Source organism: Massilia sp. 05N420 (assembly GCF_056397205.1).
The window spans coordinates 41,853-63,423 of sequence record NZ_JBFTMX010000042.1; the positions used below are offsets into that span (position 1 = coordinate 41,853).

Below are 21,571 nucleotides of genomic sequence, written 5' to 3' on the forward strand. Positions count from 1 at the left end.
CGATGATGCAGTTCATGGTCATCCGCAAGGCCGACGAGGCCACCGAAGCGGGCGCGCCGCCGTCCGCCCAGGGCCTCGCCGACATGGAGCAATTCAACCAGGCGCTGGCGGACCAGGGCCGGCTCGGGCTGGCCCTGGGCCTGCGCCCCAGCAGCCGCGCCGTGCGCCTGAAGCTGGGTCCGGGCGTCGACACCGTCACCGACGGCCCCTTCGCCGAGGCCAAGGAACTGGTGGCCGGCTTCACGGTGTTCGAGGCGGCGTCGAAGGAAGCCGCGATCGAGCAGCTGAAGCGCTGGCCGCAGAGCGACGTGCAGCCGACCGGCGAAGCGGTGCTGGAACTGCGCGAGACCGGCTGCCCGGGCGGCTGCGCCCAGGTCACGCCGGCCGACGACGATGGCGACCGGCGCTACGTCATCCTCCTGCGTTCGGACGAAGGCACGGAGCGCGACCGCATCCCGCCGCAGCAGATGCTCGACGACCTGAACGCCTTCAACGCCGCGCAGGCGGCGCAGGGCAGGCTGCTGGCCGGCGACGGCCTGAAGTCCAGCGCACGCGGCGCCCGCCTCCATTTCAAAGGCGGCAAGACGGACGTCATCGACGGCCCTTTCGCGGAAGCCAAGGAGCTGATCGCCGGCTTCTGGATGATCCGGGCCGGCTCGATGGCAGATGCGATCGCCTGGGCGCGCACCCTGCCCTATCCGACCGGCCCGCATGTCGAAGTCGAGATCCGCGAAGCGATGACGCTCGACGACCTGGCGCCGGCCATGGACGAGGAGCAGCGCCGCGCCGACGCCAGCCTGCGCGCCGAACAGCTCGACGCCGCCCTGCGCAAGGTATCCGTGCAGGCATGAGCGGAAGCGACATCGGCCGCGTCGTCGAAGCGGTCTGGCGCATGGAGTCGGCGCGCATCGTCGGCGCGCTGACACGCATGCTGCGTGACGTCGGTATCGCCGAGGAGCTGGCCCAGGACGCCATGCTGCAGGCGCTGGAAAGCTGGCCGTCCGGCGGCGTACCGGACCGGCCGGGCGCCTGGCTGATGCAGGTGGCCAAGCACCGCGCCCTCGACCACCTGCGCCACGCCAGCATGCGCGCCGGAAAGGAGGGCGAGCTGTCGTGGGAGATGGACGAACAGCTGCGCGACGGCCAGCGCCAGCCCGACGAGCTGGCCGAACTGGCGCAGATGGCGGACAACGAGATCGACGACGACGTGCTGCGCCTGATCTTCGTCTCCTGCCATCCGGTGCTGTCCGGCGAGGCGCGCGCGGCGCTCACCCTCAAGCTGATCGGCGGCCTGTCGACCGCCGAGATCGCGCGCGCCTTCCTGGTGCCGGAAGCCACGGTGGCCCAGCGCATCGTGCGCGCCAAGCGCACCCTGGCGGAGGCCAGGGTGCCCTTCGAGGTGCCGCGCGGCGAAGAACGCAAGCCGCGCCTGGCCTCGGTGCTGCAGGTGATCTACCTGATCTATAACGAAGGCTATTCCGCCAGCGCCGGCGCCGACTGGCTGCGGCCGGGCCTGTGCCGCGAGGCGCTGCGCCTGGGCCGGGTGCTGGCCGAGCTGGCCCCCGAGGAAGGCGAAGTGCACGGCCTGGTCGCGCTGATGGAGATCCAGTCCTCGCGCGAGCGCGCCCGCACCGGCCCGAACGGCGAACCGGTGCTGCTGCTGGACCAGGACCGCAGCCGCTGGGACCGGCTCCTGATCGGGCGCGGCCTGGCGGCGCTGGAGCGCGCCGGCCGCCTGGGCAGCCTCGGCCCCTACGGCCTCCAGGCCGCGATCGCCGCCTGCCATGCGCGCGCGCTGACGGCGGACGCCACCGACTGGGCCGGCATCGCCGCGCTGTACGACGCCCTGGCCGCCCTGCTGCTCTCGCCCATCGTCGAACTGAACCGCGCGGTGGCGCTGGGCATGGCCTACGGCCCGGCCGAGGGCCTGGCGCTGGCCGACCAGTTGCTGGACGAACCGCGGCTGGCCAACTACCACCTGCTGCCCAGCGTGCGCGGCGACCTGCTGGCCAAACTGGGCCGCCACGCCGAGGCGCGCGCCGAATTCGAACGCGCCGCCGGCCTCACGCAGAACGAGCGCGAACGCAGCCTGCTGCTGGCGCGGGCGCGCGACGAGAAGGTCCGCATCGGTGAGTGATCCCGTCTACTTCGACGATGCCGGCGCCTTCCGCGCCTGGCTGGCCGCGCACGCGCACGAAGCGGCGGAACTGCTGGTCGGCTTCCACAAGGTCGGCAGCGGCCGCCCCAGCATGAGCTGGTCCGAATCGGTCGACCAGGCCCTGTGCTACGGCTGGATCGACGGCGTGCGCAAGCGCGTCGACGATGAACGCTACACGATCCGCTTCACGCCGCGAAAGCCCGGCTCGATTTGGAGCGCGGTCAACATCGACAAGGTGGCGACGCTGAGGGAGCAGGGCCTGATGGCGCCGGCCGGCGAGGCCGCCTTCGCGCGCCGTTCCGAGGAGCGTTCGCGCGTGTACTCGCACGAGCGGGAAACGCCGGCCGAACTTTCCACCGCCGAGCTGGCGCGCTTCCGCGAACAGCCGGCCGCCTGGACCTATTTCGACGGCTGCCCGCCCGGCTACCGCCGGCGCGTGCTGCACCAGATAACGAGTGCGAAAAGGCCCGAAACCCGCGCCGCCCGCCTGGAGCGGCTGGTCGACGCCTGCGCGGCAGGCCGCCGGCTCTAAAGGTATGGCATGATGGAGGCTTCGTCCTCCCTCCTGCACACCTCATGCGCGTACTCATCATCGAAGACGACCCGGCCATCGCCGCCAATCTCTACGATTACCTCGAAGCCTCGGGCTATACCCCGGAACATGCGGCCGACGGCGTGACCGGCCTGCATCATGCGGTCAGCGCCCAATGGAGCGCGATCCTGCTCGACGTCGCCCTGCCCGGCATGGACGGCTTCACCCTGTGCCGCAAGCTGCGCGAGGAAGCGCGCCGCGACACCCCGGTCCTGATGCTGACGGCGAAAGACACGCTGGACGACAAGCTGGAAGGCTTCGGCCACGGCGCCGACGATTACCTGGTCAAGCCGTTTTCGCTGAAGGAAGTCGGCGCGCGGCTGTCGGCGCTGATCAAGCGCCACAATGGACAGGTCGTTCCGGGCGCGCTGCGCTGCGGGGACATCACCCTCGACCCGCGCACGCTGGAGGTGGAACGCGCCGGCCGGCCGATCCGGCTGCCGCGCAAATGCCTGCACCTGCTGCAGCTGCTGATGGCCACTCCGGGCCAGGTCCTGCGCCGCGCCGAACTCGAAACCGCCGTGTGGGGCGAGATGCTGCGCGACAGCGACACCCTGCGCGCGCACATGCACACCCTGCGCCGCGCCCTGACCGCCGAGGGCGAGCCCAACCCGATCGAGACCATACACGGCATCGGCTACCGCATCGGCGCCGGCAATCCCTACGATGCGCCTTAGCCTGCGGCTGAAGGTCGCGCTGGCGCTGTTCGCCGCCTGCGTGGTGCTGCTGATCATGCAGGCGATCGGCATACGCGTCATGGCCGAAGGGCAGGAAGAACGCCTGATCAACGCGATCATCGAGGACGACATGCGCAACCTGCTGCAGTCCTGGCGCGACGAACCGGGAACCCTGCCCCCGCTCGATCCGAAGGTGGGCGCGCGGGTCTCGGCGGAAGGCGGCGCCTGGTTTACGCTGCCGCCGTCGCTGGCCACGCTGCCGGAAGGCGTGCACGAAGTCATGATGGATGGACATGAGGTCCATCTGGCGGTGACGCACTTCGGCAGCGAAAGAGTGGTTCGCGCCTACGACTACAGCGTCTACGAAAGGCACTTCAAGAACGGCATGAACATGCTGATGTTCGCCACCGCGCTGTTCGCCCTGCCGACGGTCTGGCTGGCCTACTGGCTGTCCGGGCTGCTGGTCCGCCAGGTCGGCGGCCTGGCGCGCCAGGTGAAGGACTTGCGCTCCGGCGCCGCCTCCGCGATCGATCCCGCCAGCTATGACGAGCGCGAAGTGGCCGGGCTGGCCGAAGCCGTCAACGACTACCACTGCCGCATGGCTGCGATGGTCGAGCGCGAGAAGGAGTTCACCGCCAACGTCAGCCACGAGCTGCGCACCCCGCTCACCCGGATCCGCACCAGCTGCGAGCTGCTGGAACCGGTGGCCAGCGCGCTCGACGCCAAGTCGCGCCAGCGCCTGCTGCAGATCGAGCAGGCGGCGGAGGACATGCATGCCCTGGTCGAGTGCCTGCTTGCCCTCGCGCGCGACGAGACCGAGACGGTGGGCGCGCCGGTCCGGCTCGCGGAGCTCGTCGGCGCCATCGTCGAGCGCTACGCCGAGCGGGTGGAAAAGCAGGCGGTGCGCATTGTCGTCGACGTCGACGCCGAAGCATGTATCCAGGCTAACGCGCCCGCCTTCGGCATCGTGCTGTCGAACCTGATCGACAACGCCCTGCGCCACACGGAAGACGGCGAGATCCGCGTCGCCTACCGCGACGGCACCCTGTCGGTCGACGATACCGGATCCGGCATCGCCGCGGATGCCCTTCCCCACGTTTTCGAACGTTTCTATCGCGCACCGGGCGGACGCGGCGACGGCTTCGGCATCGGCCTGGCGATCGTGAAGAAGATCTGCGAGCGCTGCGGCTGGCAAATCGAGGTTCATAGCGCCGAAGGCGCAGGCACCCATGTGCTGCTCGGCCTGAAAGGATCCTGACAGCATGGATTTCACGAAAAATTCACCATTTCTTTACGAATTCTTCACGGGCGATTGTTTATGATGAGCGCCCCGGCGCGCCGTACTACAATTGCACACGCCGCGCCACCGCATCACCGCGACAATTTGAAAGCTAGCACATGAAAAAAGTCCTCATCCTCGGCGTCAATGGCTTCATCGGCCACCACCTGTCCAAGCGCATCCTCGAGACGACCGACTGGGAAGTCTACGGCATGGACATGAACTCCGAGCGCATCGGGGATCTTCTCGCCAATGAAGAATATGCGTCACGCATGCACTTCTTCGAAGGCGACATCACGATCAACAAGGAGTGGGTCGAGTACCACGTCAAGAAGTGCGACGTGATCCTGCCGCTGGTCGCCATCGCCACGCCCTCGACCTATGTGCAGCAGCCGCTGCGCGTGTTCGAACTCGACTTGTACGGCAAGCACCTGGTGTTCCCGTCGACCTCGGAAGTCTACGGCATGTGCCACGACGAGGAATTCGATCCGGAGAATTCGGAGCTGGTCTACGGCCCGATCAACAAGCCGCGCTGGATCTACGCCTGYTCSAAACAGCTGATGGACCGCGTGATCTGGGGCTACGGCATGGAAGGCCTGAACTTTACCCTGTTCCGCCCCTTCAACTGGGTCGGCGCCGGCCTGGATTCGATCCACACCCCGAAGGAAGGCTCCTCGCGCGTGCTGACCCAGTTCTTCGGCCACATCGTGCGCGGCGAGACCATCTCGCTGGTCGACGGCGGCCACCAGAAGCGCGCCTTCACCTATATCGATGACGGCATCGAGGCCCTCATGAAGATCATCGAGAACAAGGACGGCAAGGCCAGCGGCCAGATCTACAACATCGGCAACCCGGCCAACAATTATTCGATCCGCGACCTGGCCGGCATGATGCTCGAGCTGGCCGCCGAGTACCCGGAATACGCGGCCGGCGCGCAGAAGGTGCAGATCGTCGAGACCAGCTCGGGCGCCTACTACGGCGCCGGCTACCAGGACGTGCAGAACCGCGTGCCGAAGATCGAGAACACGATGCAGGACCTGGACTGGGCGCCGACCACCACCATGGCCGACGCCCTGCGCGGCATCTTCGATGCCTACCGCGGCCAGGTCGGCGCCGCCCAGGCACTGATGGACTAAGCGGCAGGGAATCGACTTGGCTCCTCTGCTCGTCCTCAAGATCGACGTCGACACCTACCGCGGCACGCTGGAAGGCGTGCCCAAGCTGGTAGCCATGCTGGGCCGGCACGCCGCCGGCGCGACCTTCCTGTTCTCGCTGGGGCCCGACCATACCGGCTGGGCCATGCGGCGCGCCCTGCGTCCCGGCTTCTTCCAGAAGGTCTCGCGCACCTCGGTGGTCGAACACTACGGCTTCAAGACCCTGATGTACGGCGTGCTGCTGCCGGGTCCGGACATCGGCGCCAAGGGCGCGGCGGAGATGCGCGCCGCGCGCGATGCCGGCTTCGAATGCGGCATCCATACCTGGGATCACGTGGTATGGCAGGACAATGTCCGCGCCAGGGATGCGCAGTGGACCGATCGCATGATGCAGAAGAGCGAGCAGCGCTACGCACAGGTGTTCGGCGAGGCGCCGCATACCCATGGCGCGGCCGGCTGGCAGATGAACGTGCATGCCTTCAGGCGCCACGACGCCCAGGGCTACGCCTATGCCTCCGACGGCCGCGCCATGCTGCTCGACGATGGCGCGCTGGCCGACCCGCAGGCCGGCCCCTACCGCTTCACCGGCATGCGGCACATCCAGATGCCGACCACCCTGCCCACCCTGGACGAGCTGCTGGGCCGCGAAGTGGACGGCGCCGAGCTGACGACGCAGAACATCGCCGCACACATCCTCAAGCTGACGGCGGAAAACCGGCGCGACCACGTATATACGCTGCACGCCGAGCTTGAAGGACAGAAACTTGCCCCCATCTTCGAGCAGCTGTTATCAGGTTGGAAAGCTCAAGGCTATCAGCTTGCCTCAATGGCCGACTATTATGAGAAGATAAAGCATACCCCGCTGCCCGAATATCCAGTTCAGTGGGGAGAACTACCGGGCCGGTCAGGAGAGCTGATCGTCCTCGACACCAAAACCTGAGCCGCGGCTTTTGCGCCGCGCTTATTGTTCCTGACAGGAGAACCCCGTGGCCGAAAGCCCATCCGCAACAGCTACCGAGCCCTTGGCCAACTTCACTGCCGCCATGACCGGCGACCAGACCTTCGAGCTGCAGGGTCGCCCGGCAAAGTTCACGGTGCTGTATTTCTATCCAAAGGACAATACCCCCGGCTGCACCACGGAAGCCATGAACTTCCGCGACCACCACGACGAGATCACCGCGCTGGGCGCCGCCGTCTACGGCATCAGCCGCGACTCCTTGCGTTCCCACGAGAACTTCAAGGCCAAGCTCGGCCTGCCCTTCGAACTGATCTCCGACCCCGAAGAAGCGGTCTGCACCCAGTTCGATGTCATGAAGATGAAAAACATGTACGGTAAGAAGGTACGGGGGGTCGAGCGCAGTACGTTTGTCATTGACGCTAACGGCAAAGTGGTGAAAGAATGGCGTGGCGTGAAAGTCAATGATCACGTGGCGGAAGTGCTCGAATTCCTGAAGAGCCAGYCCTGAACGGATGGCTCCGGTTGATTAACCCGATGCCCGATGTTTGCCTATTTTGAGTCCTAGTTTTACCTCAACGCATCATTCCAATCCGGCCGCCGGCCGCGCTCCCATTGATGAGCGGCCGGGGCCACGCAGCTCCCCCCACAGTTGCATCTGTCCGGCCCGGCGGCGCACACGTCCGCGCGGCGCATTTTTCCGACTTCATACCGATTGAGAACCTGATGCCACTACCGAAAATTCCAAGCAAGCCGGCGACGATTCTGCTGGCAAAGGATTACCCGAAGGCCGAACCCGGCAAATCGCCTGTCCGCGCAGCCGCGAAGGCGGAGAACGACCCGGTCGAAGACCTGATCAGCGGCCCGGCAGTCCCGGCCAAGACCACCCGTGCGCGCAAGTCGAAGGCTGCGCTGCTGGCCGAGGGCCAGGGTCGCGAGAGCCTGCCGGTGCGCGAAACGACGCCGCCGGCCGCGCCGGCCAAGCTGCCCGCGCCTCCACGCGAAGACAAGAGCGGCAAGAACGGCGCCGCCGCGAAGCTGCGCGAGACCGACATGAACGAGCCGCATCCGGCCAAGCACAAGCCGGTCGAGGTCAACGTCAAGTCCTCGGCCAGCCGCAAGGCCGACAGCGTCGGCAGCACCAAGATGTTCGTGCTCGACACCAACGTGCTGATGCACGACCCGACCTCGCTGTTCCGCTTCGAGGAACACGACGTCTACCTGCCGATGATGACGCTCGAGGAGCTCGACAACCACAAGAAGGGCATGTCGGAAGTCGCGCGCAACGCACGCCAGGTATCGCGCACGCTGGACGCCCTGATCGCCAACACCGACGACGACGGCATCGAGACCGGCATCCCGCTGGCCAAGCTGGGCAACAAGGATGCGCGCGGCCGCCTGTACTTCCAGACCCGCCTGAACGCCGCCAGCCTGCCGGAAGGCCTCCCTTCCGGCAAGGCCGACAACCAGATCCTGGGCGTGGTGCGCGCGCTGGAAGCCGACCAGTCGGGCCGCGCGATCGTGCTGGTGTCGAAAGACATCAACATGCGCATCAAGGCGCGCGCCCTGGGCCTGGCGGCCGAGGACTACTTCAACGACCACGTGCTGGAAGACACCGACCTGCTGTACTCGGGCATCGTCCAGCTGCCGGACGACTTCTGGACCAAGCATGGCAAGAACATGGAGTCCTGGCAGGAAATCAAGGGCGGCAACTCGTCGACCTACTACCGCGTCACCGGCCCCTTCATCCCCTCGCTGATGGTGAACCAGTTCGTGTTCTTCGAACCGAACAACGGCGAAGCGCCCTTCCAGGGCCAGGTCAAGGAAATCAACGGCAAGACCGCCGTGTTCCAGACCCTGCGCGACTACAGCCACAACAAGAACAATGTCTGGGGCATCACGGCGCGCAACCGCGAGCAGAACTTCGCCTTGAACCTGCTCATGAACCCGGAGGTCGACTTCGTCACCCTGCTCGGCCAGGCCGGCACCGGCAAGACCCTGCTGGCATTGGCGGCGGGCCTGGCCCAGGTGCTGGAGACCAAGGTCTACAACGAGATCATCGTCACCCGCGTGACGGTGCCGGTGGGCGAGGACATCGGCTTCCTGCCGGGTACCGAGGAAGAGAAGATGTCGCCGTGGATGGGCGCCTTCGACGACAACCTCGAAGTGCTGATGAAAGGCGACGGCGATGCCGGCGACTGGGGCCGCGCCGCGACCCAGGACCTGATCCGTTCGCGCATCAAGATCAAGTCGCTCAACTTCATGCGCGGCCGCACCTTCGTGAACAAGTTCCTCATCATCGACGAGGCCCAGAACCTGACGCCGAAGCAGATCAAGACCCTGGTCACGCGCGCCGGTCCGGGCACCAAGATCCTCTGCCTCGGCAATATCGCCCAGATCGATACGCCTTACCTCACCGAAGGCTCGAGCGGCCTGACCTATGTGGTCGACCGCTTCAAGGGCTGGAGCCACGGCGGCCACGTGACCCTGGCGCGCGGCGAGCGCTCGCGCCTGGCGGATCACGCCAGCGACGTGCTGTAAGTTTCAGCGGTCGGGTTCAAACAAAAAGCCTGTGCGCCGGAAGGCCCGCAGGCTTTTTTACGTCCGTTTTATTGCCGTATTTACAGTTAATGGTGCAAAATTGCAAATTCGAAATATCCCCTCCTCGTTGGGGCTATCATTCCGCGATCCTCATGCGGTAAAAACAAGGCAGAAACACCGGGAAACCATATGAAATTCCGATTCTGGAGTCGCGTTGTGAACGGGATTCGACCGCTTTTTCAACCGTAGTACCACCATAAGGAGAGAGACCCCATGAAGTACCTGATCCTGCTGGCCGCAAGCTGCTCGGCCCTGCTGGCCGGCTGTGCGACCGAAACGCCGGACGGCGCAAGCGCCCAGCGCAGCGGCCCGGAAGAGACTTACGTCCCGACCGGCAGTTCGATCGCACGCCGTAACGTCGATCGCACCACTGCCGTCAAGACCGCCAACAAGGAAGAACTGGAAAATTCGCGCATGATGGGCGGCGGCGCCCTGAACCTGCCGCGAAACTGACTTGTCGCGGCGCCGGGTTGCCGCTGAGCTGAAGCGAAGGGCCAGGAGTTCGTCACTCCCGGCCCTTTTCATTTACAACTACGACGTCGCGCCGTCAATCGCTGGCGTTCTGGACGAACACCGCGGCCGTGCGCGCCGGGATGCTGAAGGTCCCGCCGCTGCGTTCGAAAGCCGAGGACTTCACCACCTCGTCGCTGCCGTTGCGCTGGAGCCGGTGCAGCTGCAGCTTGCGGCCTTTCAGGGCCGGCACGGCGATGGTCTTCGCCGACTTGTCGACGTTGAACACCACCACCACCCCCTTGTACTGCGCGCCCTGGTATTTGCCCGGATCGTTGCCGTCGATTTCCATCACGATCACGCCCGGCACCTGGTCGGGTCCGGTGTTATGGAATTTCAGGCGCTCGATCACGTCCTGGGCGGTACGCAGGCGGAACAGGGTCGAGTCCTGGCGGATCGCCAGCAGCTCTTCGAACACCGCCTTCGCCTGCAGGATCGCGCGGGTGTCCGGCCTGATCAGCGGGTTGGTCAGGATCGGCGCCATCATGCCCCAGTTGTCCTGGTTCGGCCCCGCCATCGGCAGGCCGACGCCGAAGTTGTTGGACGTGTAGCTGTAGTCGAGGCGGTTGAACCAGTCGCCGGCGTTGTAGCTGTCGCGGTCGAGCGACTTCGAACGCAGGATCTCCTGGCCGGCATGGATGAAGGGCACGCCCTGCGACAGCAGCACGATGGCCGCGCCCAGGTTCTGCACGCGTACGCGGTCCGCCAGGCTGGTCGATTGCGGCAGGCGGAAGGCGTTGATGTCGAACAGGGTCTGGTTGTCGTGGGCCTCGATGTAGTTGATGACCTCGGACGGGCTGGCCGCGAAGCCGGCCTGCTGGCCGAAGTAGTCGATCTGGGCGTTCGTGCGCAGGGAACCGGAACGGTCGGTGAAGCGGTAGTCGCGCAGGGTGCCGGACAGGCTTACCCTCACCATGTCGGCCAGGCGCAAGGCATCGTCGCGGCTCTGGTTCGCCTGCGCATTCGGGTCGTACCACACGCCGTTGATGAAGCCCTGCTGGCTGATCAGCGCACTGCCGCTGTCGCAGCAGCCGCCGCCGCGCACCGCGTCGCGCATGCGGTCGTTGAAGGAGCCGATGCCGGTGCCGGCCATGTTCGCCTGGCGCGCCTGCACGAAGCGGGCGTCGTTGGCCACGTTGCCGAAGTTCCAGGCTTCGCCGTACAGGTAGATGTCGCGGCCGGCGGCCTGGTTCACCGACGCCTGCAGGCGCTTCAGCAGGTCGAGCGGCGTGAAGCCCATGATGTCGAAGCGGAAGCTGTCGACCTTGTACTGCCTGGCCCACAGCGACACCGAATCGATCATCAGCTTGCCCATCATCGTGTTTTCCTGGGCGGTGTCGGCGCAGCAGCTGTCGTTCAGGATGCTGCCGTTGGCGCCGAGGCGGTAGTAATAGGTCGGCACGATGCGGTCCAGCACGGACAAGGGTCCCTGCTGCGACTGGCTGGTGTGGTTGTAGACCACGTCCATGGTCACGCGCAGGCCGGTCTCGTGCAGGTTCTGCACCATCGCGCGGAACTCGCGCACGCGCGCGGCGCCGTCGTTGGCGTTGCTGGCATAGCTGCCTTCCGGCGCGTTGTAGTGCACCGGATCGTAGCCCCAGTTGAAGCAGTCGCTGTCCTGTACCGCGGCGACCGCGGCCTGCTGGGCGATCGAATCGGCGGCCGCGTTCGGAATGCCCGGCGTCGCGCAGCCGGCCTCGTTCACGCTGGCGAAGTCGAAGCTGGGCAGCAGGTGGACGTGGGTCATGCCGGCCTTCTGCAGCGACTTCAGGTGGCGCATCGGGTTGGCGTCGTCGTCGGTGAAGGCCAGGTACTTGCCGCGGTGGGCGGCCGGCACCGTCGTGTCCTGCGCCGAGAAATCGCGGATGTGCAGCTCGTACAGGGCGATGTCGGTGGGCGCGTCGAGCTTCGGAATGCGCTGGCCGTCCCAGCCGGCCGGTTTCAGCGCCGGGCTGTCGAGGTTGGCCACGAAGGAGCGGGTGCTGTTGGCGTTCAGGCTCGGCGAGTACGGGTCGGTGACGGTATTCGTCACCAGCGCGTTGTTCGCCCAGCGCGACAGCACCTGCACGGTATAGGTGTAGTAGGCGCGGTTGGTCCAGGACGCGTCGGTCGCCGTGTAGCGCCACACGCCGCTGGCCGCTTCCCTCGTCATCGGCACGGTGCTGGCGGCCGGCGCATCGGCGTTCGGATAAACGTTCAGCACGACCGATTTCGCCGTCGGCGCCCACACGCGGAAGGTCGGCATGCCGGCGCGGTCGAAAGTCACGCCCAGCTGGGCGTTCGCGGCCGCCTGCGCGAACACCTCGTCGAGCATGCCGGCCGTCTGCAGCGAGGTCACCTGCACCAGGTTGCCGGCACCGTCGTACTGGGCGATGGCGAACTGGCCGCTGGCCAGCCCGGCGACTTTGGCGGCGTCCGCCGCGGCCAGCTGCAGGCCGGTGGCGCCGGCCAGGTGCGGGTACTTGCGGCGGATCGCGTCGGACAGGGGCGCGAGGCTCAGGGTGAAGCTGCCTTCCGCGCCGGCCAGGCCGGCGGCGGCATCCGGCGTGGCCGTCAGGCCGCCATTGCTCGCGTAGAACAGCCTGTAGCTGCCGGTGGTGGGCACGCCCGGCCAGGCCAGGGTGGTGGCCGACAGCCAGTGGGCGCTGGCGAAGGCCAGGCTGCCGTAGCTGAGGGCCGGCCGGCTGGCGTAGACGGTGCAGTCGCCCTCCAGCATCCAGATCTCCTGGCCCTTGCTGGACACATCCGCGTTCAGGTCCGCGTGCTGGTCGGCGCCGCAATTCTTGGTGCCGCCGCCGTCGGTGACCAGGAACCAGATCGCGCTTTTGCCGGCGGCCAGCGGGATGTCGACGTAGCCGCCGAAGCCGTCCGTGCCGGCGAACATGAAGCGGTCCGTGATCCAGGCCGAGCTGGGCTGCTGCGGGCCGTCCCAGGAATACACGCCCCACCGGGCGGTGTCGTTCTGCACGCGGTGGAAGTGCATGCGGATGCTGCCCGGCGCGACCGCCGGGGCCGCAGCGGGCGCCGCGGCCAGCAGGCGGGTGCCCGAGCCGGCGCCCTGCTGGACTGCGCTGCCGCTGTCGCCGGCACCGCATCCGGCGAGTAGCGCGGAAATGCAAACGGCTGCAGCAAAGTGCAGCCGCGAAGTCAAACTACGTCCTGGCAGCATATCGTCCCCTGTGTTGTTATCGGTGGCAAAAGCCACTATGTAATATTACTACTATCGATAGCAAAAAAGACAAGGACGTTTGTTGCGTGGCGTGCACAAGCAAAAAGGGCGGGATTCGCATCCCGCCCTTCTCATCCGAAGCGATTATCACGTTACAGGACGTGGGTACCGATCCACCAGGCAATCGCAGCCATGAAGGCCGAGGCTGGGATCGTGAAGACCCATGCCCACACGATGTTGCCGGCCACGCCCCAGCGCACCGCCGACGCCTTCTGCGCCGAGCCGACGCCGACGATGGCGCCGGTGATGGTGTGGGTAGTCGACACCGGCACGCCGATCGCGCTGGCCAGGAACAGGGTGATGGCGCCGCCCGATTCGGCGCAGAAGCCGCCGACGGGTTTGAGCTTGGTGATCTTCTGGCCCATGGTCTTGACGATGCGCCAGCCGCCGAACAGGGTGCCCAGCGAGATCGCCGTATAGCAGGAGATGATCACCCACAGCGGCGGCACCGTGTCGCTGGCCTGCGAGACGCCGGCCGCGATCAGCAGCATCCAGATGATGCCGATGGTCTTCTGGGCGTCGTTACCGCCGTGGCCCAGGCTGTAGGCCGCGGCCGAGACCAGCTGCAGGCGGCGGAACCAGGTGTCAACCTTGCGCGGCGGGGTCTTCACGAAGATCCAGGACACCGCCAGCATCACGATCGAACCGAGCAGGAAGCCCAGCAGCGGCGACAGGATGATCCAGGTGACGGTCTTGAGCAGGCCGCCGCCGACCAGGGCGCCGGTGCCCGACTTGGCCACCGCCGCGCCCACCAGGCCGCCGATCAGGGCGTGCGAGGACGAGGACGGGATACCGTAGTACCAGGTGACCACGTTCCAGACGATCGCGCCGACCAGGGCGCCAAACACCACGTACTGGTCGACGATGTGCGGATCGACGGTCCCCTTGCCCACCGTGGACGCGACGTGCACGCCGACGGTGAAGATGGCGACGAAGTTGAACAGCGCGGACATGGCGACCGCGGTCTGGGGTTTCAGCACCCCGGTCGACACCACCGTCGCGATCGCGTTGGCGGCATCGTGGAAACCATTCATGAAGTCGAAGACCAGCGCTAGAAAGACGAGCAGGCCCAGCACGTAGACGCTGATTAAAAGATGATCCATATTGTTTTTATTGTTCTGGTCTTACGCGTTTTCGACGATGATGCCTTCGATGATGTTGGCGACATCCTCGCAGCGGTCGGTGACGGTTTCCAGGATCTCGTAGATGGCCTTCATCTTGATYAGGTTGCGCACGTCCGGCTCGTCGCGGAACAGCTTGGACATCGCCGCGCGCATCACGTGGTCGGCGTCCGATTCCAGGCGGTCGATCTCTTCGCAGATCGCGACCATCTTCTGGGCGTTGTCCATGTTGTGCAGCATGCCGACGGCCTGCTGGACCTTTTCGCAGCAGGCCAGGCACAGCTCGGCCAGGCGCTTGGCTTCCGGCGTCACGGCGTGCAGGTCGTACAGCGAGATGGTCTGGGCGGCGTCCTCCATCATGTCGAGGATGTCGTCCATGCGGGTGATCAGCTTGTGGATGTCGTCACGGTCCAGCGGGGTGATGAAGGTCTTGTGCAGCAGGTCGACGCAAGCGTAGGTGATCTTGTCCGCCTGTTTTTCGATGCTCTCCACAGCGTGGGTGCGGTTTTCCAGGTCGTCGAAGTTGGTCATCAGGCCGACCATTTCTTGTGCGCCCTTCACGCACAGGGCCGCGTGCTGGTTGAAGAGGTCGAAAAATTTGCCCTCAGTGGGCATCAGGCGTCCAAACATAGGTTCTCCGTTGTAAATCTCTTGGAACTTCTTTAAAGGCCGCGGAGGGATCAGAGCCCGGTGTTGCTTTTAAAAGGGCTCTGACCCCGGTGTTAAGCCGCGACAGTTTTTGTATCGGCTTAATCGCCCTGATAAATGCTAAGGCTGCCGCTGTAATTCCCGAACTTGGTATACATACCCATCCAGGTCAGTCGCACCGCCCCGATCGGGCCGTTACGCTGTTTGCCGATAATGATCTCGGCGGTACCTTTGTCGGGCGAGTCCGGGTTATAGACTTCGTCGCGGTACAGGAAGATGATGACGTCCGCGTCCTGCTCGATAGCGCCCGATTCGCGCAGGTCGGACATGACCGGGCGCTTGTTCGGGCGTTGTTCCAGCGATCGGTTCAGCTGGGACAACGCGATCACCGGACAGCCCAGCTCCTTGGCCAGGCCCTTCAGGCTACGCGAAATTTCCGAAATTTCCGAAGCCCGGTTGTCGCCCGGCTTGGAACCCTGCATCAGCTGCAGGTAGTCGACGATGATCAGGCCGAGCTTGCCACATTGGCGGGCCAGGCGGCGCGCGCGGGCGCGCATTTCGATCGGGTTCAGCGCCGGCGTCTCGTCGATGAAGATCTGGGCGTCGTTCATCTTCTGGATCGCGTGCGTCAGGCGCGGCCAGTCCTCGTCGATCAGCTTGCCGGTACGCAGGCGGTGCTGGTCGAGCTGGCCGATCGAGCCGAGCATACGCATGGCGAGCTGGGTGCCGCCCATCTCCATCGAGAAGATCGCGACCGGCAGGCCGGCCTCGACCGCGACGGCCTCGCCGATGTTGACCGAGAATGCCGTTTTACCCATCGACGGACGGCCGGCGACGATCACCAGGTCGCCCGGCTGCAGGCCGGAAGTCATCTTGTCGAGGTCGATGAAGCCGGTCGGGACGCCGGTGATCTCGCCCTGGTTTTCGCGCGAGTAGAGTTCGTCGATGCGCTCGACCACCTGGGTCAGCAGCGGCTGCACAGGCAGCCAGCCCTGGGCGCCGCGGGCGCCCTGCTCGGCGATCGCGAAGATGCGCGATTCGGCTTCGTCGAGGATCTGCTTGACCTCGGCGCCCTGGGGATTGAAGGCCTTGGCCGAGACTTCGTCGGCGACGGTGATGAGCTGGCGCAGCACGCCGCGGTCGCGGACGATCTCGGCGTAACGGCGGATGTTGGCAGCGGATGGCGTATTTTGCGCCATCGCATTGAGGTACTGCAGCCCGCCCACTTCCTCGGCCTTGCCGAGCTGGACGAGCGATTCATACACGGTGATCACGTCGGCAGGTTTGCCAGCATTGATCAGGCGGACCATCTGTTCGAAGATGATCCGGTGGTCGTAGCGGTAAAAGTCCTCCGCATGCATGAAATCGGCAATGCGGTCCCACGCCGCGTTATCGCGCAGCAGGCCGCCGATGACGGACTGTTCTGCTTCGATGGAATGCGGGGGAATGCGGAGCGACTCGATCTGCGGGTCTGCTGGGGTGTTCATGGCCGACATTATACCTTTTCCGCATCGCCGGCTGAAATGATTGGTGATTTTCCAAGCATAAAAAAAGCCGGGCAAGCCCGGCTTTTTTCATTCCTGCAACAGATGTTGCTGGATTATTTAGGCAGCTTCGCCCACGACTGCAACGGTCACGTCGACGACGACGTCGGTGTGCAGTGCGACGGCAACCGGGTGCTCGCCGGTGGTCTTCAGCGGGCCGGTCGGCATGCGCACGTTGGCCTTTTCGACGGCGAAACCTTGCTTGCTCAGGGCTTCAGCGATGTCGAAGTTGGTCACGGAACCGAACAGACGGCCGTCCACGCCAGCTTTCTGGGCGATGGTGATGGTCATACCGTTCAGCTTGTCGCCCTGGCCTTGAGCGGCTGCCAGTTTCTCGGCGGCTGCTTTTTCCAGTTCGGCGCGCTTGACTTCGAACTCGGCCACGGCCGATTCGGTTGCACGGCGGGCTTTCTTTTGCGGAATCAGGAAGTTACGTGCGTAACCGTCCTTGACCTTGACGAYGTCGCCCAGGTTGCCGACGTTGACGACTTTTTCCAGCAGGATGACTTGCATATTATTCTCCAGTATACGTGTCGTGACCGACGATTAAGCGTTGTGCAGGTCGGTGTACGGCAGCAGGGCCAGGTAGCGGGCGCGCTTGATGGCGGTGTCCACTTGGCGCTGGTAGTGCGCCTTGGTACCGGTCAGGCGTGCCGGCATGATCTTGCCGTTTTCCTGGACGAAATCCTTCAGGGTGTCGACGTCTTTGTAGTCAACCTGTTCCACGCCTGCAGCGGTGAAGCGGCAGAACTTCTTGCGCTTGAACAGCGGGTTCTGCTGTTTACGCTTCAGTTTTTCCTTGGCTTTGTTTTTGTCGAACTTTTTACCGAATGCCATTTTAGGCTCCTGTATCTATCTAAATGAAATCAATGATGTGAAACACCAGGGCTTTGCTGTTGCGGTTCTTCCTGGCCATGAACCCTCGAAACTCGTAGACGGCACCGAGTTCGGCGTCGGCAAATCGCTTCGAAACATCGCCCGCGGCCAGCGCGGTGATCTCGAATTCGACCTGCCTGGCAATCCCTGCTTCCACCTGCTGCGATCCATGTTGCAGGATGCCGCTGACGATGGGGATACCGGCCGGGGTGTAGCGCAGGGCATCGCGTTCCGCGATGCTTGCGACCAGCAACAGCTCGTTCACTGCCCTTGCGCGCTTCTTTCTTAAGATTAAGAATTAAGCGGCTGCGGCCGGAGCAGCTGCCTGCTCGGCGCGATGGCTCTTGGCTGCGTCTTCGCGCTGCACCGATTTCATCATCGGCGACGGCGCGGTTTCGGCCTTCTTCATCTTGACGGTCAGGTGACGCAGCACGGCATCATTGAATTTGAATGCGGTTTCCAGCTCGACCAGGGTCTCGTTGTCGCACTCGATGTTCATGCAGATGTAGTGTGCCTTCGGCAGCTTCTGGATCTGGTAAGCCATTTGACGGCGGCCCCAGTCTTCGACGCGGTGGATGTTACCGCCGCGCGAGGTGACCGTGGTCTTGTAGCGCTCGATCATCGCCGGAACCTGCTCGCTCTGGTCCGGGTGGACGATAAACACGATTTCATAATGACGCATGCAACACTCCTTAAGGACGTTTAAACAAATGCCCACCTCGGCGTCAAGACGAGTGTGGGAAGGGAAAGCCCGACATTATAACCGCAAAAACGTCAAGAGCTCAATCGCCATTTCGAGGCCGCGTTGGCGGCCCGGCTTGCCTACCGAGCATCGGCTGTGCCCGGCAGGCAAAAAAAACCGGCAAATCGCACGGATTCCCCTTGCGCCCGGCGCAATACTGTACAAAAATACAGGGTATCGGGTTCGCCCCGCACTACCGCTCACCTACGAATTAATCTTTGACATGCTCAAGCTCACCGCACGGCAAGAACAGATCCTCAACCTGATCAAGGAAGCGATCGACAACACCGGTTTCCCGCCGACCCGCGCCGAAATCGCGCAGGAGCTGGGCTTCCGCTCGGCCAATGCGGCCGAGGAACACCTGCAGGCCCTGGCGCGCAAGGGCGCGATCGAAATCTCCCCCGGCACCTCGCGCGGCATCCGCCTGGTCGGCGCCGCAGCCGAACCCGCTCCGGTACCGGCAGTCCCGGCTGCCCTGCTGATGTCGCTGCCGCTGGTCGGCCGCGTCGCCGCCGGTTCGCCGATCCTGGCCCAGGAACATGTCGAGGCCACCTACTCGGTCGACCCGGCCATGTTTTCGAGCAAGCCCGACTTCCTGCTGAAGGTCAAGGGCTGGTCGATGCGCGACGCCGGCATCTGCGACGGCGACTTCCTGGCCGTCAAGAAAGTGGATTCGGCAAAGAACGGCCAGATCGTAGTCGCCCGCATCGGCGACGAAGTCACCGTCAAGCGCTACCGCAAGAGCGGCGGCACCATCGAACTGCTGCCGGAAAACCCGGACTTCTCCGTCATCACGGTCGATCCGCACACCGACGAGTTCGCGCTCGAAGGACTGGCCGTCGGCCTGCTGCGCTCTTGGCACTGAGCTGGCACTAAGCCGGCACCGAGCCGGCACTAATTTTTGCCACTTGGCAAAATAAACGCCCCGCCCGGCTTGCGCCTGCGGGGCGTTTCTCATTCGGCGGACGGCTTACTTCGTGCCTGCGCCGTTATAGTTGTTCTTGCGCGCTTCCAGGTCCTTCTCGCGTTCGGGCGTCGGCCCGCTCTTGACGATCTCGTTGTGCTGGCTGACATAGGCGTCGGTGGCGTCGCGCCAGACCGTGAAGTCGGCCACGACCATCTTGGCGCTGATCCTGGCGTCTTCCGACAGCCCCTCCTGCACCGCGTCCAGGTGCTTGCTTGCCGTCTCGTATTCGGCCTTGGTCATCAGTTTACGGACGTCCTCGGGAATACGCTTGCTCAGCGGGGTGACCGCATTCAGGTGCTCGGCATAGCGGTTGTAGCAATCCTGCCAGGTCTTCATCTTCGCGCTGTAGCGGTCGATCTCCTCGGTCTGGCGCGACACCGCCGGGAAGCGCGGCGCCGGGCAGCGGTACTCGTCGGTACGGACATCCGAGCCGTCGTATTTCGTCATCCAGTAGTCGATGTCGGCGCGGCGGAGCTCGCGCTGCTTCATCATCTCGAGCGAGGCGATGGCGACGGCATTGCCTTTGGCCGCCGCCTTGCGGAACCAGGCGGTGGCCTTGTCCATGTCGATGGCGCCGGCTTCGCCGTAAAAATACATTTCGCCCAGGTGCTGCTGGGCCGTGACGTTGCCGGCATTGGCCAGCCTGGTGTACTTCTGCAGGGCTTCTGGATAGGCCTTCTTGGCGAACAGGGCGTCGGCATCGGCCAGCTCGTCGGCACGGACGGTGCCGGCCGCCAGCAATGCGACGCATAACAGGAGAGTCTTCATGGAAAAGAGCTGTGAAGCAGGGCTGTGAAAAAGAAATTTATCATACCCCCACAGCCCTGCCAGCTCAACAATCCTTACTTGTTGCCGCCCCACGAGCGCTGCGGACGCGGCGCCTGCTCCCCCATTTTACGCAGGTAGGAATCATTGGCTTCCCGTGCGTGCTGTTGCTCGTCGTTATGGCGGCGCTTGTCGTCCTCGGTCCTGGCGTTCGCCTCGTTGACAAACTTTTCGGTGGCCGCGTACCAGGCGTCACGGTCGCCGGCAAAGGCCAGCGCCTCGGCCTGGCGGCGCATGGCGGCGCCCGTCAGGGCATCGTTGACGCGGCCGGCCGCCTGCTCGGCCTCACGCGGACTCATCAACTTGAAGACGTCGGGCGGGATACGTTTGCCGCCTTGCGGCGCCTGCTTCACGTTGGCGACGAAATCGTTGTGGCAGGTTTCCCACTGGGCGATCTCGGCCTGGATGCGGTTGATTTCCTCATTGGTCCTGGAGACCACCGGAAGCTTCGGTATCGGGCAGGCAAACTTGCCCGATACCAGCTCCTCGCCCTTGTAGCCGCCGGTCCAGTAAGCCAGGTCGGCGGCGCGCTCCTCGCGCTGCTTCAGGATCGCCAAGGTCTCCTTCGCGCCGCCATGCCCGCCGGTGGCGGCCTTCTGCAGCCAGGCCTGCGACTTGCCCAGGTCGGGCGCGGTGCCGTTGCCATGCCAGTACATCTCGCCCAGGCGGAACTGCGCTTCGGCATTGCCGGCGTTCGCCAGCTTCGTCAAGATCGGCAAGGCCTTGTCGTATTCCTTCGCGCGCAAGGACTTTTCGGCATCGCCCAGATCGTCGGCCCGCGCCATCCCGGCGGCCAGCATCAGCACCGCAAATGCAAGTCGTTTCATCGTCGCTCCCGATACAAGCCTTATTTGCCGGTCGACGCGGGCTGGGCGAAGGTCGCGCCCTGCGTGACCCTGCGGTTGTATTCGTTGCTGGCATCGGCCGCGCGCCGGTTCTCGACGTCGAGCTGGCGCTTGTTCGCCTCGCTCTTGGCATTCGATTCCGCCACGAAGGACTGGGTTGCCGTGTACCAGGCGTCGCGCTCCGAGGTGAAATTCAGCGCCTCGGCCTGGCGGCGGCTGATCACGGCCACCGTGACGTCATCGATGCGGGAGGCGGCCTGCTCGGCTTCGTGCGGGCTCATCAGCTTGAGGATGTCGGCCGGGATGCGCTTGACGCCCGGCGGCGCCTGGTTCACGCCGGCCACGAAGTCGTTGTAGCAGGTTTCCCATTGCGCGATCGCGGTGCTGACCCGGTTGATGTCCTCATTGGTCTTCGACACCTGCGGGATCTTCGGCATCGGGCAGGCGTACTTGCCCGTCACCAGGTCATCGCCCTTGTAGCCGGTCCAGTAAGCCAGGTCGCCGGCACGCTGTTCGCGCTCCTTGAGGACCGCCAGCGACTCCTTCGCGCCGCCATGGCCGGACGCTGCGGCCTTCTGCAGCCAGTCCTGCGACTTGCCCATGTCGACCGCGGTGCCGTCGCCATACCAGTACATTTCGCCCAGGCGGAACTGCGCTTCGGCATTGCCGGCGTTCGCCAGCTTCGTGTAGATCGGCAAGGCCTTGCCGTATTCCTTGGCGCGCAAGGCTTTTTCGGCATCGCCGAGATCGTCGGCCCAGGCCATCCCGGCGGCCAGCATCAGCACCGCAAATGCAAGTCGTTTCATCGTCTCTCTCCACATGATTGGTGAGAGCGATCATAGACTTGC

22 protein-coding genes are annotated in these 21,571 nt (G+C 64.8%); 11 read left to right on the plus strand and 11 right to left on the minus strand.

Features of this window, described 5'->3' with window-relative positions; translation table 11 throughout:
• Nucleotides 1-5 precede the first annotated feature (5 nt).
• The 10 genes from AC1DIX_RS22310 to AC1DIX_RS22355 all read left to right on the plus strand — a co-directional run bounded on the left by AC1DIX_RS22310 (nucleotide 6) and on the right by AC1DIX_RS22355 (nucleotide 9,869).
• Complete coding sequence (locus AC1DIX_RS22310; RefSeq protein WP_477327519.1) at nucleotides 6-851, plus strand: YciI family protein; 846 nt, start codon at nucleotides 6-8, stop codon at nucleotides 849-851.
• Entirely contained in the window at nucleotides 848-2,137 is a 1,290-nt protein-coding gene (locus AC1DIX_RS22315) for an RNA polymerase sigma factor (RefSeq protein ID WP_477327521.1), read from the plus strand. Before AC1DIX_RS22310 ends, AC1DIX_RS22315 begins: the two co-directional genes overlap by 4 nt.
• On the plus strand, nucleotides 2,130-2,690 hold the full coding sequence (locus tag AC1DIX_RS22320) for a YdeI/OmpD-associated family protein (protein WP_442124464.1): 561 nt from the start codon (nucleotides 2,130-2,132) through the stop codon (nucleotides 2,688-2,690). The genes AC1DIX_RS22315 and AC1DIX_RS22320 overlap by 8 nt, the downstream gene beginning before the upstream one ends.
• A 44-nt stretch (nucleotides 2,691-2,734) precedes the next feature.
• Nucleotides 2,735-3,427: a response regulator transcription factor gene (locus AC1DIX_RS22325; RefSeq protein ID WP_442124465.1), complete on the plus strand. Its 693-nt coding sequence runs from the start codon at nucleotides 2,735-2,737 to the stop codon at nucleotides 3,425-3,427.
• Nucleotides 3,417-4,685 (plus strand): sensor histidine kinase, encoded by a 1,269-nt coding sequence (locus AC1DIX_RS22330; RefSeq protein WP_477327524.1) that lies wholly within the window; start codon nucleotides 3,417-3,419, stop codon nucleotides 4,683-4,685. The genes AC1DIX_RS22325 and AC1DIX_RS22330 overlap by 11 nt, the downstream gene beginning before the upstream one ends.
• A 140-nt stretch (nucleotides 4,686-4,825) precedes the next feature.
• Nucleotides 4,826-5,842 carry a bifunctional UDP-4-keto-pentose/UDP-xylose synthase gene (locus AC1DIX_RS22335; protein ID WP_477327526.1) on the plus strand — a complete coding sequence of 339 codons (1,017 nt, stop codon included), beginning with the start codon at nucleotides 4,826-4,828 and terminating at the stop codon, nucleotides 5,840-5,842.
• Between the two features lie 16 nt (nucleotides 5,843-5,858).
• Nucleotides 5,859-6,800: a polysaccharide deacetylase family protein gene (locus tag AC1DIX_RS22340; RefSeq protein ID WP_477327528.1), complete on the plus strand. Its 942-nt coding sequence runs from the start codon at nucleotides 5,859-5,861 to the stop codon at nucleotides 6,798-6,800.
• A gap of 46 nt (nucleotides 6,801-6,846) precedes the next feature.
• Complete coding sequence (locus AC1DIX_RS22345) at nucleotides 6,847-7,326, plus strand: peroxiredoxin (protein WP_477327530.1); 480 nt, start codon at nucleotides 6,847-6,849, stop codon at nucleotides 7,324-7,326.
• A gap of 215 nt (nucleotides 7,327-7,541) precedes the next feature.
• On the plus strand, nucleotides 7,542-9,356 hold the full coding sequence (locus AC1DIX_RS22350) for a PhoH family protein (protein WP_442124765.1): 1,815 nt from the start codon (nucleotides 7,542-7,544) through the stop codon (nucleotides 9,354-9,356).
• Nucleotides 9,357-9,629: 273 nt separating this feature from the next.
• On the plus strand, nucleotides 9,630-9,869 hold the full coding sequence (locus tag AC1DIX_RS22355) for a hypothetical protein (protein ID WP_442124764.1): 240 nt from the start codon (nucleotides 9,630-9,632) through the stop codon (nucleotides 9,867-9,869).
• 94 nt (nucleotides 9,870-9,963) lie between these two features.
• Here AC1DIX_RS22355 and pulA read toward each other — a convergent pair whose 3' ends face one another.
• The 8 genes from pulA to rpsF all read right to left on the minus strand — a co-directional run bounded on the left by pulA (nucleotide 9,964) and on the right by rpsF (nucleotide 18,026).
• Nucleotides 9,964-13,077 (minus strand): pullulanase-type alpha-1,6-glucosidase, encoded by a 3,114-nt coding sequence (gene pulA, locus AC1DIX_RS22360; protein ID WP_477327533.1) that lies wholly within the window; start codon nucleotides 13,075-13,077, stop codon nucleotides 9,964-9,966.
• Between the two features lie 170 nt (nucleotides 13,078-13,247).
• Nucleotides 13,248-14,258 carry an inorganic phosphate transporter gene (locus AC1DIX_RS22365; protein WP_477327535.1) on the minus strand — a complete coding sequence of 337 codons (1,011 nt, stop codon included), beginning with the start codon at nucleotides 14,256-14,258 and terminating at the stop codon, nucleotides 13,248-13,250.
• A 21-nt stretch (nucleotides 14,259-14,279) separates the two neighbouring features.
• Nucleotides 14,280-14,906 (minus strand): DUF47 domain-containing protein, encoded by a 627-nt coding sequence (locus tag AC1DIX_RS22370; RefSeq protein WP_047823888.1) that lies wholly within the window; start codon nucleotides 14,904-14,906, stop codon nucleotides 14,280-14,282.
• A gap of 119 nt (nucleotides 14,907-15,025) precedes the next feature.
• Nucleotides 15,026-16,411 carry a replicative DNA helicase gene (locus tag AC1DIX_RS22375; protein ID WP_047823886.1) on the minus strand — a complete coding sequence of 462 codons (1,386 nt, stop codon included), beginning with the start codon at nucleotides 16,409-16,411 and terminating at the stop codon, nucleotides 15,026-15,028.
• A 117-nt stretch (nucleotides 16,412-16,528) separates the two neighbouring features.
• Nucleotides 16,529-16,981 (minus strand): 50S ribosomal protein L9, encoded by a 453-nt coding sequence (rplI, locus tag AC1DIX_RS22380; RefSeq protein WP_477327537.1) that lies wholly within the window; start codon nucleotides 16,979-16,981, stop codon nucleotides 16,529-16,531.
• Nucleotides 16,982-17,014: 33 nt separating this feature from the next.
• Complete coding sequence (gene rpsR / locus AC1DIX_RS22385; protein WP_036249492.1) at nucleotides 17,015-17,305, minus strand: 30S ribosomal protein S18; 291 nt, start codon at nucleotides 17,303-17,305, stop codon at nucleotides 17,015-17,017.
• A gap of 19 nt (nucleotides 17,306-17,324) precedes the next feature.
• The gene (priB, locus tag AC1DIX_RS22390) at nucleotides 17,325-17,609 is read right to left on the minus strand and encodes a primosomal replication protein N (protein WP_442124760.1); all 285 of its coding nucleotides are present in this window, start codon (nucleotides 17,607-17,609) and stop codon (nucleotides 17,325-17,327) included.
• Between the two features lie 33 nt (nucleotides 17,610-17,642).
• Complete coding sequence (gene rpsF / locus AC1DIX_RS22395) at nucleotides 17,643-18,026, minus strand: 30S ribosomal protein S6 (protein ID WP_036232978.1); 384 nt, start codon at nucleotides 18,024-18,026, stop codon at nucleotides 17,643-17,645.
• Nucleotides 18,027-18,309: 283 nt separating this feature from the next.
• Here rpsF and lexA point away from each other — a divergent pair, with 283 nt between their 5' ends.
• On the plus strand, nucleotides 18,310-18,951 hold the full coding sequence (gene lexA, locus AC1DIX_RS22400; protein ID WP_477327539.1) for a transcriptional repressor LexA: 642 nt from the start codon (nucleotides 18,310-18,312) through the stop codon (nucleotides 18,949-18,951).
• A gap of 105 nt (nucleotides 18,952-19,056) precedes the next feature.
• Here lexA and AC1DIX_RS22405 read toward each other — a convergent pair whose 3' ends face one another.
• The 3 genes from AC1DIX_RS22405 to AC1DIX_RS22415 form a co-directional block, all read right to left on the minus strand.
• Nucleotides 19,057-19,821, minus strand: coding sequence for a tetratricopeptide repeat protein (locus AC1DIX_RS22405; RefSeq protein ID WP_477327541.1), 765 nt, complete (start codon nucleotides 19,819-19,821; stop codon nucleotides 19,057-19,059).
• A 74-nt stretch (nucleotides 19,822-19,895) separates the two neighbouring features.
• Complete coding sequence (locus tag AC1DIX_RS22410) at nucleotides 19,896-20,705, minus strand: tetratricopeptide repeat protein (RefSeq protein WP_477327543.1); 810 nt, start codon at nucleotides 20,703-20,705, stop codon at nucleotides 19,896-19,898.
• A 20-nt stretch (nucleotides 20,706-20,725) separates the two neighbouring features.
• Nucleotides 20,726-21,529: a tetratricopeptide repeat protein gene (locus AC1DIX_RS22415; RefSeq protein WP_477327545.1), complete on the minus strand. Its 804-nt coding sequence runs from the start codon at nucleotides 21,527-21,529 to the stop codon at nucleotides 20,726-20,728.
• Nucleotides 21,530-21,571: the final 42 nt, after the last annotated feature.